A 16,788-nucleotide genomic window follows, 5' to 3' on the forward strand; every position below is an offset into this window, starting at 1 on the left:
AACACGAACGAAATAAAACGACAAAGCAGAGTACCAAAAATTTATGATTATAAATATTATATGAAATAAAATACAACCTACTATAAAATCAATATAATAAAAAAGTCCCATGACAAACACTGCCTAATAATGAAAGCTACTATACATCTTTCATTATTAGAAGAAGGAGACATGGAATTTTATTAGTTACTTACCAGATTATGAATTGCTTTGAGTGCTAAGCTAACGCGATTTTTTCAAACCACGAGGATAAAAACTGAGAGTAAAAACTGGCGATTGTATTTATATCTCATTCGCTGCCCTTTAATGATTATTTATACCAAACAAAGTAGTAAAGAGGTAAGGAGTCAGCACTCATACAAGAGAACAGGAAAATTACACAAAACAGAAGAACGAATGCGCCTATGGAAAGGCATTAGAAGACCTTTTCTCTGAAGATTTTGTGCTATATTCTAAAACAGATTGTTTGAGCAAAGCGAGTTATCTGTTTTAGAATATGTCAAGCACAAAAACTTCAGAGAATTAGGTCTTCTTATGCCTTGGAATCGAAGCATGAGTTTTTCTGTTTTGTGTAATTTTCCGTCCCCTTGCGAAACACTAATCTTTTGCCTAATAACCCTATCAAAAAGTCTTCAGCAAAAATCCATTTCTCACTGAACACTGCCAGGCACAGTTTCCCCGCGTAAACTGTTAAAAGAGTTGTAAATATCAAGAATCCCATAACCCCAATCTCTGTTTGGATAGGTCAGATTAGGATCTCTTTTCGCGCCTCTGAGCAAAAGATTCTTGATTTCCACGCTGTCAAGCTGTGTATAATAACCCTCTGTTATACCCCATTGAAGTGCCATAGCTGCCACGCCTGTAGTGTGAGCGGCAGCAACACTGGTACCGGATTTGGTGGTATATTGATTTCCCGGTGCAGGGCCAATAAGATTAACCCCCGGGGCGGCAAGATCCGGATTGATGCCGTTCGTTCTTGTGAAACCTCTGCTGGCATTTAAATAAAGGCTGTTATTGGTATAGTTGTATGCTGTTATTATAATAGGAATAATTGTGTTGCCGGGTGAAGTTAAAGTAGTATAGGGATTTGGTTCAACAAAAGCGGTTTCCACTGGAAGAAATTGTGAGATGGGAAGCCAGATGTGAAAATTGGATTGCAAATCACTGCTGGAATAAACTCGAAATCGCCAGATCCCTTCTGTAGGTTCTGAAAAACGCATAAGAATCAACTGATCACCGGTTTGGGATTCCACCAGCTGATAATCAATAAAAATAACGGTTTTCTCAAAAATAAACCGTATAACCCTGGTCTCACCGATACGCGCAGGAATTCGCGGGATATATTCACCGGTAGGGGATAATATATCAACCGAAAAGGTACTTGGAGCATCTCCCCATAGCTCCATGGAAAAACCGGCGACATTGCTGGCGACTCGAAGATCAACCGTAATAAAATCCGTTGTATTCTGAACATTACCATGAAAATGATGCCCGGTATTTCCTTCGTTACCGCCGGCTATGGTTATTGCAACTCCGCTGTAATCTGCCAGTAGTGACAGGTAACTGCTTAAGATACCTCTTTCATCATGGGCCCCCTGAGAAGTTCCGAAGCCGATGCATATAGAAATAGGAAGCCCAAGGTTTCTGGCTACTGCCATAAGGTAATTAACACCGAAGATAATATCATTCTCTGAATAACAGATAGGGCCATCGGGAATACGAAAAAATTGCCGCAGATATGTTTTAGCCTGTTTAAGCTTAACCACTATAATTCCGGATTCAGGTACAACTCCGGAAAAATTCTGTGCATCATTGGTATTACCCGCAGCAATACCAGCTAAGAAAGTTCCATGCCCGTCCTCGTCCACGCTTGGGACAACAGTCAGTGGATTGGGAGCTGACAAAGCTTGATTAATCTGCTCTCTTGTGTATTCACTGCCATATAAAAAGCCCTGAGGAGGAGAACCTGTCTGGATGGTCTGATCCCAGATAGATACAATTCTTGTAGTACCATCTGCATTTTTAAATGCTTCATGGGTATAATCAATGCCGGTATCAATAATTCCTACAAGAATGCCGTTGCCTCTTAAATTAAAGGCTGGAATATTACGTGTTCTGGTAATACCGGAGGCTTCCAGGCTTCCTGTGTCCATAAGTCCGAAACAACTGGGAAATACACTGTAACCATAGGATTGAACGATGTTTTCGGGAACATTAGCAATGGGTACAAATACAGCGGTATGACTGTTTGTAAGGGGGGTCTGGCAGGTGTTTTCTATAGCGGAAAACCGACTTAGCGGAGAACCATTTTCCACAATGAAGTCAGCGTAGTCATCACTAATGATATATTGCCTGCAATCCTGGTCCATGGTCTCAACTCCGGAAATAGTTTTACTAACTAAATATATGAATAAATGTGATTAATATTCGTGGAATATTTAATGTGAAATCCCAAGGAAATGGAGGGAATTCTTACGAGATTCAATAAAGAACCACCCATCCGTTCTGTTTAAAACGATTAAAATTCTTATAATTAGAAAAAAGGTGACAATATATGCAAAAACTTACAAAATTTATCGAAAATATATACGGTATTTACATTTCTGGTTGTGATTTAGCGGTTGTGGAACAGGCAAAAGCATGATATAATGTGTACAATTGTACAAGAAATGATCAGGGATGACAGGAATATACAACATGGATGGTAAGAATACTATATGTCTGACTTAAATAATAATACCTTTAGCAAAAGGTATCTCTATACAAAAGAACAATTGATGGACTTTTTCGCCAGCATTCCCTTACCGGAGGGAGTTATCGCCAACTATGTGCAAAAGGACAATTATATCAAATTTATTTACGATAAAACAATTTATTCAGTACTTATCGATGGCAGTAGCTGGGAGGAAATCAAACAGGAGCTGATGCACCGGAAAGAGCGAAGAATGATGGAAAAAAACATGAAGCTTGCCCAGGAGAAGCAGGATACCCTGACCGGACTGTATAATAAGGAACACAGCAGACAGGTGATCGAGGAATTCTTAAGGACCTCCGTGCCCGGACAATGTCATGGTCTTATGATCGTGGATATTGATAATTTTGATGCAGTCAATGAAAGCCTTGGCTATCTTTTTGGTGATACGGTGCTGGTCAATATCGCCGATGCACTTCGTAAGAATTTTTATGATACGGATATTGCAAGCCGAATAGGCGGCGATGAATTTCTTATATTTATAAAAAATGTATCAAATCTTGAATTGTTAAAAGAAAAAGCTAAAATAATATATTCTGTTTTTGCCAATACATATACCGGAGAGAATAAGAACTATAAGATTTCCTGCAGTATTGGAATCTCAACTTATCCAACAGACGGAAACAATTTCCATGAATTATTTTTAAAGGCTGATGCAGCCCTTTTATATAATAGAGAGAATCAGAATGATAAGAGTCAGTCAAGCTATGGACGTTATTACTCTGAAATACCAAAGCCAGCTCAATATTTAGATGAAGAATGTTTTGATAAATACAAGATAAATCGAACCAAAGGCTTTGGCAGCAGCAATTTTGACAAGGAAATGACGGCTTTTGCATTTGACATCATGTCAAGGACAAAAGATGTTAACAGTGCTATTAATCTGCTGCTCAATAAAGTAAGGACACAATTTGACTGCAATCAAATTTGTATCTTTGAATATGTCTCAGATGCATCCGATTACAAACTGACTTATTTCTGTTCCAATGACAGAATGGAAGCCAGTACAGAAGAAAAAGAAGAGTTCACCAGGTATCTGAAGGGCCATCAGTTTACCTTTAGTGAAAGCGGCGTTTACTCCGTACCAGATATCGCAAATGTTTCTGAACAGGAAGAGGTATTGGAAAAAATCGGTGTCAAAGCCTTGCTGCAATGTGCTATTTTTGAGAATGATACCTTAAAAGGTTGTGTCAGCGTCCATGATCTTAAAAAGAGCAGGGACTGGAGTGACTATGAGCTGGATTCCTTCCTTACCATTACGAAGATAATATCCTCTTATTTACTGAAACTGCGTGCTTCTGAGCGTGCCAGCAGGCAGTTATACATCATGAAGAATTATGATGCATTGACAGGACTGCCTACCCTTCATAAATTTAAGAAGGATGCTAATCATATCGTACTTCATTCCGGCAGCAGATGTGCCATCATCTATCTTGATATTACGAAGTTTAAATATCTGAATAACACCCTTGGTTATGAAACCGGAGACAAGATATTATGTGAGTTCGCTTATATCATATCCGGTGGAGACATTCAAAAAGAAGGTATTGCAAGAAATGCTGAAGATAATTTTGTAATATGCCTGCCTTTTAAGGAAGAACAGGAAATTATTCATTTTATTAATGACATTCACGAGAAATTCAATACTCTGCAAAAGAGTAAATATCCCAGTACCAAGTTTATCGTAGCCAGTGGTATTGCTTTTATCGATCCCGGTGAAGATATAACCGTTGCCATTGACAACGCCAATATCGCCCGTAAGACCATTAAGAATGCATCCACATCCTCCTATTGCTTCTTTGATATCAACATGCAGCTGAACCTGCAGCGAGAAGCGGAAATAAACAACACCATGGAACAGGCTTTAAGAGACCGGGAGTTTGTTGTGTATCTACAGCCTAAGGTCAACCTGACGGATAGCAGTCTGGTTGGTGCAGAAGCATTGGTGCGCTGGATTCGAAATGGTATTATTATAATGCCCGGAGATTTTATCCCTATATTTGAGAATAATGGTTTTGTAGTAAACCTGGATTTTTATATATATGAAGAAGTATGTAAAATTATAAAGAATTGGATGGAAGAGGGGATAACCCCCATACCGATTTCCGTAAATGTATCCAGAGTACATCTTCATGATGAACACTTTGTGGAGGATATCAGAAAGCTGGTTGATTCCTATGGTATACCCTACAATCTATTGGAAATGGAACTTACTGAGAGTATCTTCTTAAATAATACGGAAGCGGCCATTTCAGCCATGAAGGAGCTTAGAAGACTTGGATTCGGAGTATCCATTGATGATTTCGGTGCAGGTTATTCATCCCTGAATCTGTTAAAGGATATGGCGACAGACGTTATTAAGCTGGATAAGGAATTTTTCGGACATGATAACATGCAGAGAGAAGAGCAGATTATCGTATCCAGTATTATCAGTATGGCAAAACAGCTTAATATGAAAGTTTTATCGGAAGGTGTAGAGACACAGAACCAGTCAGATTTCTTAAAAAGCGTACTGTGTGATATGGCTCAGGGCTATCTGTATTCCAAACCTATTCCTGTAGCGGAATTCGAGAAACTGATCGTTACTTTATCAAAATAAATACGGATATACAATTTTTGCTGTACTTTATGGCTAAAAATTATGATTGAAAACCCTCCTCAAAAAAGATATACTTAAACGTATAAGGAATATTTGATGGAGGGTTTTTCCTGCACATACAACAGAAAATATACAAGCAGCTAATATCCGCAAGGGCTTATGGCTTTTTTTTGGACTTTATAGTTTAAAAGGTAAACAAATTACAAAAGCGGAGTATTTCTGCAGAAAGAGGTTAAGATGAAATTCAGTAATGGACAGTGGCTTTCTCAGCCCGGCACCGAAATATTCAGCCCGGCTCAGTTTTTTGAAACCGGCAGAACCGGTAACAGTATTACCTTTAGTGCCTCCACCCATAAAATCAGATACAGAGGTGATACCTTAGGAGGCCCCAATCTTACGATTAAGATTTCCGCACCTGGAAAGGAAGTTCTAAGAGTCCAGACCTTTCATTATATGGGAGTTGTAAATCATGGTCCGGAATTTGAAATAAATACCGACGATAACCTGCAGCTGGATATTAAGGAAGATGAGAACAGCTATGACATTTCAAGCGGTTCCTTAAGACTCCATATTAACAAAGAGAGCGCAGAACTGACTTATTATCGTGGTGATTATAAGCTAACCTCAAGTGCTTTCAAGGATCTTGCCTATGTAAGAACAGATTTTAAAGGATTAGCCTATGAAGTCGACAACAAAGGGGCTTATATGCGAGAGCAGCTGAGTCTTTCCGTAGGCGAATTGATATATGGTCTGGGAGAACGTTTTACACCTTTTGTAAAGAACGGACAATCCGTTGACATATGGAATGAAGACGGAGGAACCTCCTGTGAGCAATCCTATAAGAATATACCTTTCTACTTATCCAACAGAGGTTATGGTGTATTTGTTAACAGTCCTTCCAAAGTATCCTATGAAGTAGGCTCTGAGCAAGTCAAGAAGGTTGGTTTTAGTGTAGAAGGAGAAAGTCTGGATTATGTTATCTTTAACGGACCTACCATGAAAGAAGCACTGGTACGTTATACAGACTTGACCGGCAAACCTTCCCTGCCGCCTACCTGGAGCTTTGGACTATGGCTTTCCACTTCCTTTACCACTCAGTATGATGAAGCAACCGTAACCAGCTTTGTAGACGGAATGGAGGAAAGGGGCATTCCCTTAAGTGTATTCCATTTCGACTGCTTCTGGATGAAAGGCTTCCACTGGACGGATTTCAAATGGGACAAAGAAGTATTCCCGGATCCTGTTGGAATGTTAAAGCGGCTAAAAGCCAAAGGTTTAAAGATCTGCGTATGGATTAACTCCTATATTGCACAGGATTCCGTACTCTTTGCAGAAGGTATGAAGAATGGTTATTTCATTAAGCGGAAGAATGGCGATGTATGGCAGTGGGATATGTGGCAGCCAGGAATGGCAATCGTAGACTTTACCAACCCTGCAGCCTGTGACTGGTTTGCCGGAAAATTAGAAGAACTTGTAGATATGGGTGTGGATTGCTTTAAGACTGATTTCGGCGAACGTATACCCACAGAAGATGTGGTATATTACAATGGAGCAGATCCCAAGGCCATGCACAACTACTATACCCAGTTATATAATCAAACGGTCTTTGATCTCCTTGCCAGAAAAAAAGGAAAAGAAGAGGCAGTAGTTTTTGCCAGAAGTGCAACGGCAGGCGGACAGAAATTCCCTGTACACTGGGGCGGCGATTGCTGGTCCAATTTCGAGTCCATGTCCGAAAGTTTAAGAGGCGGTTTGTCCCTCACCATGTCCGGTTTTGGTTACTGGAGCCATGACATCGGAGGATTTGAAGACACTTCAACTCCGGATGTATACAAGAGATGGGTGGCTTTTGGACTAATGTCCTCTCACTCCAGACTTCATGGAAGCACCTCCTACCGTGTACCCTGGGCTTATGACGAAGAATCCGTAGAAGTGGCAAGATATTTCACCAAACTAAAAGCCTCCCTCATGCCTTACCTGTACACTAATTCCGTACAGACCAGCAGAACAGGAATACCTGTAATGCGAAGCATGATACTGGAGTTTGAAAATGATCCTGCCTGCGGATATCTGGATAAGCAGTACATGTTCGGTGACCGCTTACTGGTAGCTCCCATCTTTAATCCCGAAGGTCAGGCAGAGTATTACCTGCCGGAAGGAATCTGGACAAATTATATCACCGGCGAAGAAATAAACGGCGGCAGATGGATCAGAGAACAGCACGGATACCTCAGCATACCCTGCCTGGTAAGAGAAAATACCATCCTGGCTGTAAAAGACGATGCAGAGAGACCGGTATACGACTATGAAAAAGAAGTTACTTTGAAATTATATTCCTTAATAGAAAATACCTCTGCCAAAACAGAAGTATACAACCAAAAAGGAGAAAGCTGTCTGACAGTAGAAGCTAAAAAAGAAGGTTCAAAAGTAACCGTCCTTCTTAACAGCTCCTCAAACGAAACTACTGTGAAGCTGTATCTTAGCAATATACTTTCCATAAATGAACTTTCAGCAGGAAGTGTGGAAACAGCCGAGAACGGAACCTATGTTAATCTGGGAACCCTGAAAGCAGGCCAAACAGCAGTAACCCTTGTAGTTGAATAAACTCATGTAACTGAATAAGTTTATGTAACTGTATAAACTCATGTATCTGAATAAGCTTATGTAGCTGTATAAACTCATGTAACTGAATAAGCTTATGTAACTGTATAAACTCATATAACTGAATAAGCTTATGTAACTGTATAAACTCATGTAACTATATAAACTTAAATTAGCTCTCTTCACACTCTATGAATGACAGGGTATGAAGGGGGCTTTTTTGAGTTTGCATTATAATGGATATATGATATTATAATCATTGGAAGAAAAGATGCCAATATTTGTAGTCTAGGATCTGAAGCAAGCCAATCCAAAGTACATTGTGGGGCAATAAAGGTGTACGGCAAATTTTAATAATAGAAACGTTTCCTCATAAAGGAGCCAAATATATGCCGACAATATTAATCATAGAAGATAACGAAAATATCCGTATAGAGGTTTCAGAATTTTTCAAGAGAAATAATTTCCAAACGATATGCACAGCAAATATTAAGGATATTGTCTCTTTCGTACATAAAGCAGATGCAATTCTTCTTGATATAAACCTCGAAGAGGAGGATGGTTTTTGTATCTGTAAAAAAGTCAGGGAAATCTCAGGGATTCCAATCTTGTTTGTAACCGGTAGAGAAAGTGAAACAGATGAGCTGAAAGCAATGGCATCAGGTGGAGACGACTATATTCGCAAGCCTTACAGCCTCCCAATATTACTGGCTAAGGTGAGAAGAATGATAGAACGTAACAAAAATCATACAGAAGAATTTGTATTGGGAGATGCCAGTCTGAATGTAATAAAAAGCCAGTTAAAACTTGGAGAGGAACTTCTCGAACTTTCTAAAAACGAGATGAAACTTCTGTCCTGTCTTTTCCTTAATAAAAACCGCATTATATCCCAGGATGAGTTTATAGAGTTTCTGTGGGAGAATAAGCTTTATGTAGATGAAAATATCTTTAATGTAAACTTATCAAGATTAAGAAAACGTCTGACGAGCATCGGGTATCCGGACTTTATTGAGACTGTCCCCAAGGCAGGCTATCGAATCAGGAGAAAGGATACAATATGAGTTTTGCTGCTTACATAAGGGAAAGGGTACTTCTGCTATTGCTGCACATTTTTTGTGCAATTGGGCTGATACTGTTTCTTTATATCATGGATCTTCCTTCAAGCTCAATCATGGTAATCCTGCTATTCTGGATATTCATATTAACGGCTTACCTGGCATCTCATTATATTCAGGCAAAGCATAAATACAACGATATCCTACAGATTATGAAGGTACTCGATCAAAAATATCTCATAAGTGAGATGCTTAAAAAGCCTGCAAATCAGATTGAGCTGATATATTATAATATGCTTACGGAGGCTTCAAAGGATATGATAGAGGAAGTCGGAAAAGCGCAGGAGGCACAGCTTTCCTACAAAGAATATATAGAGAAATGGATACACGAGATAAAAACCCCAATTACCGCCATCCAATTAATTTGCAGGAATCATAAATCGGAAGAAACGAACAGAATTGAAAAGGAATTACAGAGTATTTATTATCTTGTGGAACAGGCGCTGTATTATGCAAGGAGCGAAACGGTAGAACAGGATTATTTTATTAAACGGATACGACTTTTTAGTATTGTACAGGCAGTTATTATGAACCAAAGAACTGCCTTGATGGATCATCAAATTTGCCTTGACATTGATGAAACCGATGATATGGTTTGGACAGACGAGAAATGGGTGAGTTACATAATAGGACAGATCCTTTCCAATTCAATTAAGTACTGTCGGAAAGAGAAGGCCAGAATTCACATATTCACCAAGGTTACAGAGCAGGGGATATATTTATCCATTGAAGATAACGGAATAGGTATCTCAGATTTTGATTTACCCCGGATTTTTGACAAAGGATTTACTGGAACAAACCGTACAAACAAACAATCAACCGGTCTGGGCTTATATCTATGCAAAAAATTATGTGTTAAGCTGGGACTGAATATCACAGCAGAAGCCCTGAGGGACCATTATACCAGAATTACGCTATATTTTCCCATTGGTAAATTTACTTCGGAGGTTTCTCAGAGCCTTACAAATTTGTAAGTAAAAAAGCAGAGGTCTGTATGCTATACTTTATCTGGTCGAGGACGGGTATCGCCGGCAATATACTTTTCCAATCGATATGAAAGGAGTACATGCAGTGGAAGCATTAATGAAAGTTGAAAATTTAGAAAAATATTATGGTACGAAAACCCTCATTACGAAAGCCATAAAGAATATCTCTTTTACCATTGAAAGTCACGAGTTCACTGGAATAATGGGAGCCTCTGGCAGCGGTAAATCCACCCTGCTCAATTGTATATCTACCATAGATACGGCTACAGCCGGGCACATCTATCTGAACGGAAAAGATCTGACAAAGCTAAAAGAGAAAGAATTGGCAAAGTTTCGCCAGCTTAATCTTGGATTTATCTTTCAGGATTTTAACCTCTTAGACACCCTGACTATGGAAGAAAATATTGCTTTGTCACTTACAATAGCCAATGTGGACTCAAAGGAGATTGAAGCCAGAGTGAAAGATATTGCCATAAAACTTGGTATTGGTGACATAATGATGAAATTTCCCTATGAGGTATCTGGAGGGCAAAGACAGCGCTGTGCCTGTGCCAGAGCTATGATTAACAAGCCTGAAATAATTCTTGCCGATGAACCCACAGGGGCACTGGATTCAAAGTCTGCGGCAATGCTTTTAGATACTCTGTATACAATGAATCAAAGTATGGGCGCCACAATACTCATGGTTACTCATGATGTCTTCACGGCAAGCTATTGTAAAAGAATTATATTCTTAAAGGATGGTAAACTGTTCAGTGAAATCTTTCGAGGTAACCAGACGAGAACGGAATTCTTTCATCGAATTCTGGACACAGTAACGCTTCTGGGAGGTGAAAGTGGCGATGCTCAATAAAATAGCTCTGCGTAATGCAAAGCGTTCCCTGAAGGACTACTGTATCTACATAATAAGCATTACTACAATTTTTTCACTGTTGTATGCATTTAATATGATTGTATATTCAGAGGATATTATAAAGCTCAGTGATACCATGCAAAATATGCCGTATCTTGTAACGGTTGTTTCAGTGTTGATTGTATTGGTTTCGGTGTGGCTGGTTTATTATATGAATAATTTTATGTTTCAACGAAGGAGTAAGGAATTTGGAATTTATATGAGTTTAGGAATTAGCAATGGTGCGATAACACGATTGTTTTTCAGGGAAAATATAATTATCGGCTTTCTTTCCTTTCTGATTAGTCTGATAGCAGGCTCTTTTTTATATCAGGTACTCATTACAATAGTCATGCATGTTTTTGAAATGCCTTATGAGATTAAAATAGCCTTCTCAATTAAAGCATTGCTTCAGACAGTATTCTATGTCATTCTAATTTATTCCTTTTCAATGATACGTTCGCAGCGGAAACTGCGTAAGCTGACCATATATAACCTGCTTTATGCTGAAAAGAAAAATGAAACACAGATGTTTCATGGTATAAAAGGAAGCTGGGGTATTTTTATTATATCACTGGCTGCCGGTATTGCCGGTGGCATAACGCTCTGGAATAATTTTAATGATGGTGATAACATTATATCTATGAAATTATTAGGTATCAGTTTTCTTTGTATGATTATATTAATTTATGGTTTTTATTTCTCTGTACCAGCAATAGTAGTTAAGTTATTGACCGGTAATCCCAGACGTAAGTATAAAAAGGGTATTTTTCTTTTGGTTCGCAGCCTGTCCGCTAAAATAAATACAATGCGTATTACACTGGGAACTCTCAGCTTATTGATAACCCTTACCCTGGCCTCTTTTTCAATCGGTATCATGCTGAAAGGCTTTTTTGAATCTCAAGTGGAATCAATTTCTCCTTTTGATATAGCCATTAGCAGCAAAAATACAGAAAATGATCTTAAGAAATATAAGAGCTATATAGGAAAAAACTTAAAGGTAGAGGGTGAGGTTACCTATCTTATTTATAAAAGTGGCAGCACGGACATTTACGACTTGCTTCTTAATACCCCACTGGGCCGTACCCGTGTAAAAGAAGACACCTTTATGAAATACAGTGATTATCAGAAACTGCGCGAATTATTAGGCTACTCGAAAGAAGAGTTAAAGGACGACAGCTTCTTTGTTCAATGTGTTCAGGGAGTGAAAGATGAACTGGATAAAAGAGACAGCTTAACTCTCAGGATAGCCGGCAGAACCCTTGGGTATCAGGGGTGTTTTCTTGAAGACTTCGCATTACAGGGGATTAACGGTCTGAATTATCTCATTGTGGTTCCGGATGAATTTATTAAGACATTAGAACCAGATCGGATTATATATGCAGCGAATACAACGGAAAAAACAACCGTGAATGACTATAATGACTTACGTTCTCTTAATACGGAATTAAAGGCGGAATCCCAGAAGGGGTTCGCTGATAATATCCTGCAGGATGACATAAAGGTAAAAGGGCAACTGCTCGCAGATAGTCGAAGTATATTTACCATATTAGCCTTCTCACTTTTTTACCTTGGGCTGGTATATATCTGTATAGCGGCAACCATCCTGGCTGTACATCATATAAGTGATTCCGTTCGCTACAAGTTCCGGTACAAAATTCTTGACAAACTGGGAATGGAAGGCAGGAAAATTGACAGTTATATACTAAAACAATGCCTTTTTTATTTTGGTTTTCCGATTCTTCTGTCATTTCCTATTGCAATATATATAGCATACTGCTTCAATCCTTTGCTTGAAGCCTTTAGTTCCAGAAATTTCTTCTCTACAGCAATAATGACTTCAGCTGGACTGTTTTTCAGTGTATATATTCTGTATTTTATTGCTACCTTTATCAGCTATAGAAAAAACGTATACGAATGAAATATGAAAGCTCTAATGCAACCCTCATGGCAGTGTACGCCATGAGGGTTGTATTCCTTTCCTCAAAGCAATCAGAGATGAATGAGGCCATACATCCTGCAAAGGTACGCTTGACAAAACTCCTCACTTTTGCTAAAACTGTTCTCATAACAACAGTAAGAGAGGACTAACCATTGAAAAAGCGAACCTTAAATACCAGTACCTGGTTAAAAATAATTAAAATAGCAGCTGGCAGCTGTCTTGCCATCATCCTGGCAGATTTACTGGGGCTGTCCTACAGCGCTTCAGCCGGTATTATAACCCTGTTAAGTATACAGGATACCAAAAAAGAAACCTTGAAAGTGGCAACAAAGAGATTCGCAGCATTTGCCACAGCAGTTCTCATCGCTCTGATAATCTTTCAAAGCCTGGGATATCATCCCGTTACCTTTGGTTTATTTCTCCTGTTTTTTGTGACAGCCAGTTATCTCTTTCACATTACAGAAGGTATTCCTATGTGTTCGGTATTGGTAAGTCATTTCCTGATAGAACAGAATATGAGTCTGGCGTTTATCGGAAATGAAGTTGCAATTTTAGGTATTGGAATTATAATTGGTGTAATCTTAAATCTCTATATGCCGGATAACACAGGTGCTGTGCTAAAAGACATAGTTCTTGTAGAGGAAGAAGTAAAGGATATACTTAAGGACATAGCGGCTGTATTAAGAGTAAAAAATAGAAAAGAACAAGAAGATGGCAGCAAACAAGAAGATGGCAACGAGGTGACTCCTGACCAGGAGAAAATGCAGGAGCTTGACCATATGCTGTCAAGTCTGGAGGAGCATCTTAATCTGGCGCAGAAACAGGCATACGAAAATATGAATAATACCCTGCTAACCGATACCAGATATTATATAGGTTATTTTACCATGAGAAAAGAGCAGGTATTGATGTTAAAGCAAACTCTGGCAGATATGAAACAGCTTAAGCTTATTCCCAAACAAGCCAACCCCCTTGCTTATATGATGGACAAGATCAAAGAGCAGTTCCGTGAATCCAATAATGCAAGAGAGCTCATAAAGGAACTTAATCGGATGAAGGAGCTATTTAAGGAAGAACCAGTGCCTGCCACCAGAGAAGAATTTGAAAACAGAGCAATACTTTATGGTATTATGAATAACATTGAGAGCTTTTTAGTAATAAAAAGAGATTTTGTAGACAGTGTCACTGAGAGTCAGATAGAACGGTTCTGGAAACGGAGCAAAAAGACAAAGCAGTAACGATATAAAAATTTGGGTGTTTTTTATTAATAAATTAGGGTATTTATTCGTACTGGGAGGGATTATAATGCACTTAATGGAAAATATGTTCGTGTAATTCAGGAACATTATCCGAAATATGAGAGTATGTAAGACGATTGGAGGAAGTGCATTGAATCATAGATTGTGGTATACATCTCCTGCTACTCAGTGGCAGAACGGTCTACCCATAGGGACAGGGCGGTTGGCCGGTATGGTGCTTGGAGGTATTGAGACAGAACGGATTGCCTTAAATCATGAGTGGCTTTGTATAGGCAGGAACAAGGATAGAAAGAATGAAGACCGTAGTGCATATCTTCCTAAGGTGAGAGAGCTTTTAATGGAAGAAAACTATGAAGAGGCTACTATTCTCGCCAATGAAGCCTGGGGGGGCAATGGGGGAGTCAGCGACAGACCTACGAGAGAGGATTCCTATCAGCCAGCCGGAGATTTCTATTTCTCCCTGGATCAGGGTGAGGCTGTTAATTATAAGAGAGAACTTAATTTAGAAAGAGCAAGAGTCAAGATAACCTATGATGCAGATGGAAGGAATATTTCCAGAACGGTTATAGGCCATTTAATAGAAGATTGTATCATAGTCAGAATATATGCCAGAGAGGATAAGATAAGCGGTACTTTCTGGCTTGATCGTATACAGGACCCCAATTGTGATGTGGCTTTTGATTCAGGGAATGCAACGATTATTATGCATGGTGCTTTCAAGGGAGGTATGAAATTCTGCGTAAAAGCAGATCTTAAGATCCGTGGCGGCAGGGTATTCCCCCTTGACAATGACAGGCTCCGAGTGGAGGACGCCAAGGAGATTCTTGTATTTATCAATATTGGAACAGATGTAAAGAATGAGCTGCCCTTAGAGGAGTGCAGAAGACATCCTATGCCCGTAAAATCCTGGGAGAGACTTTATAAGGAGAATATGGCGGAGCATGAAAAGAATTATGGAAGACTGCATTTAAACATCTATGCGGAAGAACCTGATATGCCTACCAATGATAGAATCGATGCTTATAGAGAAGGCAGGGAGGATGTGACACTTCCGTTGCTTTACTTTAACTACGGAAGATATTTATTATGTGCTTCCTGTGCCAATGGAGAACTGCCTGCGAACCTCCAGGGAAAGTGGAATGAAGAGCTGGCACCAGCCTGGGACTGTGATTATCATTATGATGTAAATTTACAGATGAATTACTGGCCGGCTGAAAACGGTCATTTAGAAGATTATACGGAATCCTTAATCGTGTATTTGGAGAAAATGATACCTTATGGACGAGAAGCTGCAAAGAAGCTGTTCGGCTGCAATGGTATCTGGCTGCCTTTATCCTCTGATGTATGGGGCTGTGCCACACCGGAAACCTATGGTTGGTCGGTCTGGGTTGGTGTATCCGCCTGGCTGGCCCAGCATATGTGGTGGCATTATGAGTATGGTCAGGATATGGAATTCCTGGAAGACAGAGCTTATCCCTTTATGAAAGAGGTAGCAGCCTTTTATGAAGACTTTTTGGTAAAAGACAAAAATGGAATTTACCAGATAATGCCTTCCCAGTCTCCGGAGAACCGGTTTACCGGAGGTGGAAGCCTGCCGGTTACCATATGTATCTCCTCAACGGTAGATGTTGAAATGGTTATGGATTTATTAAATCATTGTATAGAAGCTGCAGAAATTCTTAAAACGGACAGAGATAAGGTTCTGCTCTGGAAAGAAATAATTGTTAATCTGCCACCTTTGCAGATAGGCAGTAAGGGCCAGCTGCTGGAATGGAATCAGGAGTTTGAAGAAATTGAACCAAACCATAGGCATGTGTCCCATCTCTTTGGGGTATTTCCCGGAGAACAGATTGACAAGGAGCGTACACCTGAATTATTTGCAGCTGCCAGGAAATCCCTGGAACTTAGATTAAGTGCAGGAGGTGCCTATACTGGCTGGAGCCGTGCCTGGGTTGCCTGCCTTTACGCGAGATTCGGAGAAGGTGATTTAGCCTGGGAGCATATCAGGGCTTTGATAGGGGACTTTGCGACAGAATCGCTGTTAGATCTCCATCCCCCCAAGATTTTTCAGATAGACGGTAATTTTGGCGGAACAGCTGCAATCTTAGAGATGCTACTGCAGAGCTATTACAGTGAGCTTGATTTTCTGCCTGCACTGCCCTCTGGCTGGAAGGGTGGTAAAATAAGTGGATTGAGAGCGAGAGGTGGCTTTACCGTTGACATGGAATGGGAAGAAGGAAAGCTAACCAAAGCAAGGATTATTTGCGTAAAAGATCGTAACTGTGTAATCAAAACAGCGGGAAGAAACTACTGTATCAGAGATGGCTGGGGCAATGAAGTGGATTATTACACGGAAAATAACAGAGTAATCTTCCATATGTTAAAAGATAGAATCTATTTTGTCACAGTCACGTAAAAATGAGAAGTTTCTTGCAGTGAATTGGATGAGTGAAATAATGAATGAGGCCTATTAAGGTTTTCTTATCATGAATATAGAGTAAGTTATTAGAGGTTTGGCTTATAAACTAAAAACCCAGCAAGCTAAGTTGTTCGTAATTACATGCATTGATTTAGAATGAAAGTAGAATAAGGGCTGTCGATTATCTGTAAGTAAATTTATCAGTGGCTTCCATAGTTGATAT

The 16,788-nt window shown here is 39.5% G+C and carries 9 protein-coding genes; 8 read left to right on the forward strand and 1 reads right to left on the reverse strand.

Translation table 11 applies throughout. The features are described 5' to 3' along the window. Positions 1 to 650 precede the first annotated feature (650 nt). A complete protein-coding gene (locus R2R35_RS17425) occupies positions 651 to 2,369 on the reverse strand; it encodes a S8 family peptidase (protein WP_317731107.1) in 1,719 nt (572 codons plus the stop codon). Positions 2,370 to 2,717: 348 nt separating this feature from the next. Here R2R35_RS17425 and R2R35_RS17430 point away from each other — a divergent pair, with 348 nt between their 5' ends. From R2R35_RS17430 to R2R35_RS17465, 8 genes are all read left to right on the forward strand, one after another. Continuing rightward, positions 2,718 to 5,351: an EAL domain-containing protein gene (locus R2R35_RS17430; protein WP_317731108.1), complete on the forward strand. Its 2,634-nt coding sequence runs from the start codon at positions 2,718 to 2,720 to the stop codon at positions 5,349 to 5,351. A gap of 237 nt (positions 5,352 to 5,588) precedes the next feature. Beyond that, positions 5,589 to 7,955 (forward strand): alpha-xylosidase, encoded by a 2,367-nt coding sequence (gene yicI, locus R2R35_RS17435; RefSeq protein WP_317731109.1) that lies wholly within the window; start codon positions 5,589 to 5,591, stop codon positions 7,953 to 7,955. Positions 7,956 to 8,341: 386 nt separating this feature from the next. Continuing rightward, a complete protein-coding gene (locus R2R35_RS17440; protein WP_317731110.1) occupies positions 8,342 to 9,013 on the forward strand; it encodes a response regulator transcription factor in 672 nt (223 codons plus the stop codon). Next, complete coding sequence (locus R2R35_RS17445; RefSeq protein ID WP_317731111.1) at positions 9,010 to 10,041, forward strand: sensor histidine kinase; 1,032 nt, start codon at positions 9,010 to 9,012, stop codon at positions 10,039 to 10,041. The genes R2R35_RS17440 and R2R35_RS17445 overlap by 4 nt, the downstream gene beginning before the upstream one ends. 97 nt (positions 10,042 to 10,138) lie before the next feature. Beyond that, positions 10,139 to 10,906 carry an ABC transporter ATP-binding protein gene (locus R2R35_RS17450; protein ID WP_317731112.1) on the forward strand — a complete coding sequence of 256 codons (768 nt, stop codon included), beginning with the start codon at positions 10,139 to 10,141 and terminating at the stop codon, positions 10,904 to 10,906. Continuing rightward, complete coding sequence (locus R2R35_RS17455) at positions 10,896 to 12,866, forward strand: ABC transporter permease (protein ID WP_317734810.1); 1,971 nt, start codon at positions 10,896 to 10,898, stop codon at positions 12,864 to 12,866. The genes R2R35_RS17450 and R2R35_RS17455 overlap by 11 nt, the downstream gene beginning before the upstream one ends. Before the next feature lie 173 nt (positions 12,867 to 13,039). Then, complete coding sequence (locus tag R2R35_RS17460; protein ID WP_317731113.1) at positions 13,040 to 14,125, forward strand: aromatic acid exporter family protein; 1,086 nt, start codon at positions 13,040 to 13,042, stop codon at positions 14,123 to 14,125. Positions 14,126 to 14,276: 151 nt separating this feature from the next. Beyond that, positions 14,277 to 16,562, forward strand: coding sequence for a glycoside hydrolase family 95 protein (locus tag R2R35_RS17465; RefSeq protein WP_317731114.1), 2,286 nt, complete (start codon positions 14,277 to 14,279; stop codon positions 16,560 to 16,562). The last annotated feature ends 226 nt before the right edge of the window (positions 16,563 to 16,788 follow it).

The organism is Anaerocolumna sp. AGMB13020, from assembly GCF_033100115.1.
In the GTDB taxonomy this organism is placed as follows: Bacteria; Bacillota; Clostridia; order Lachnospirales; family Lachnospiraceae; genus Anaerocolumna.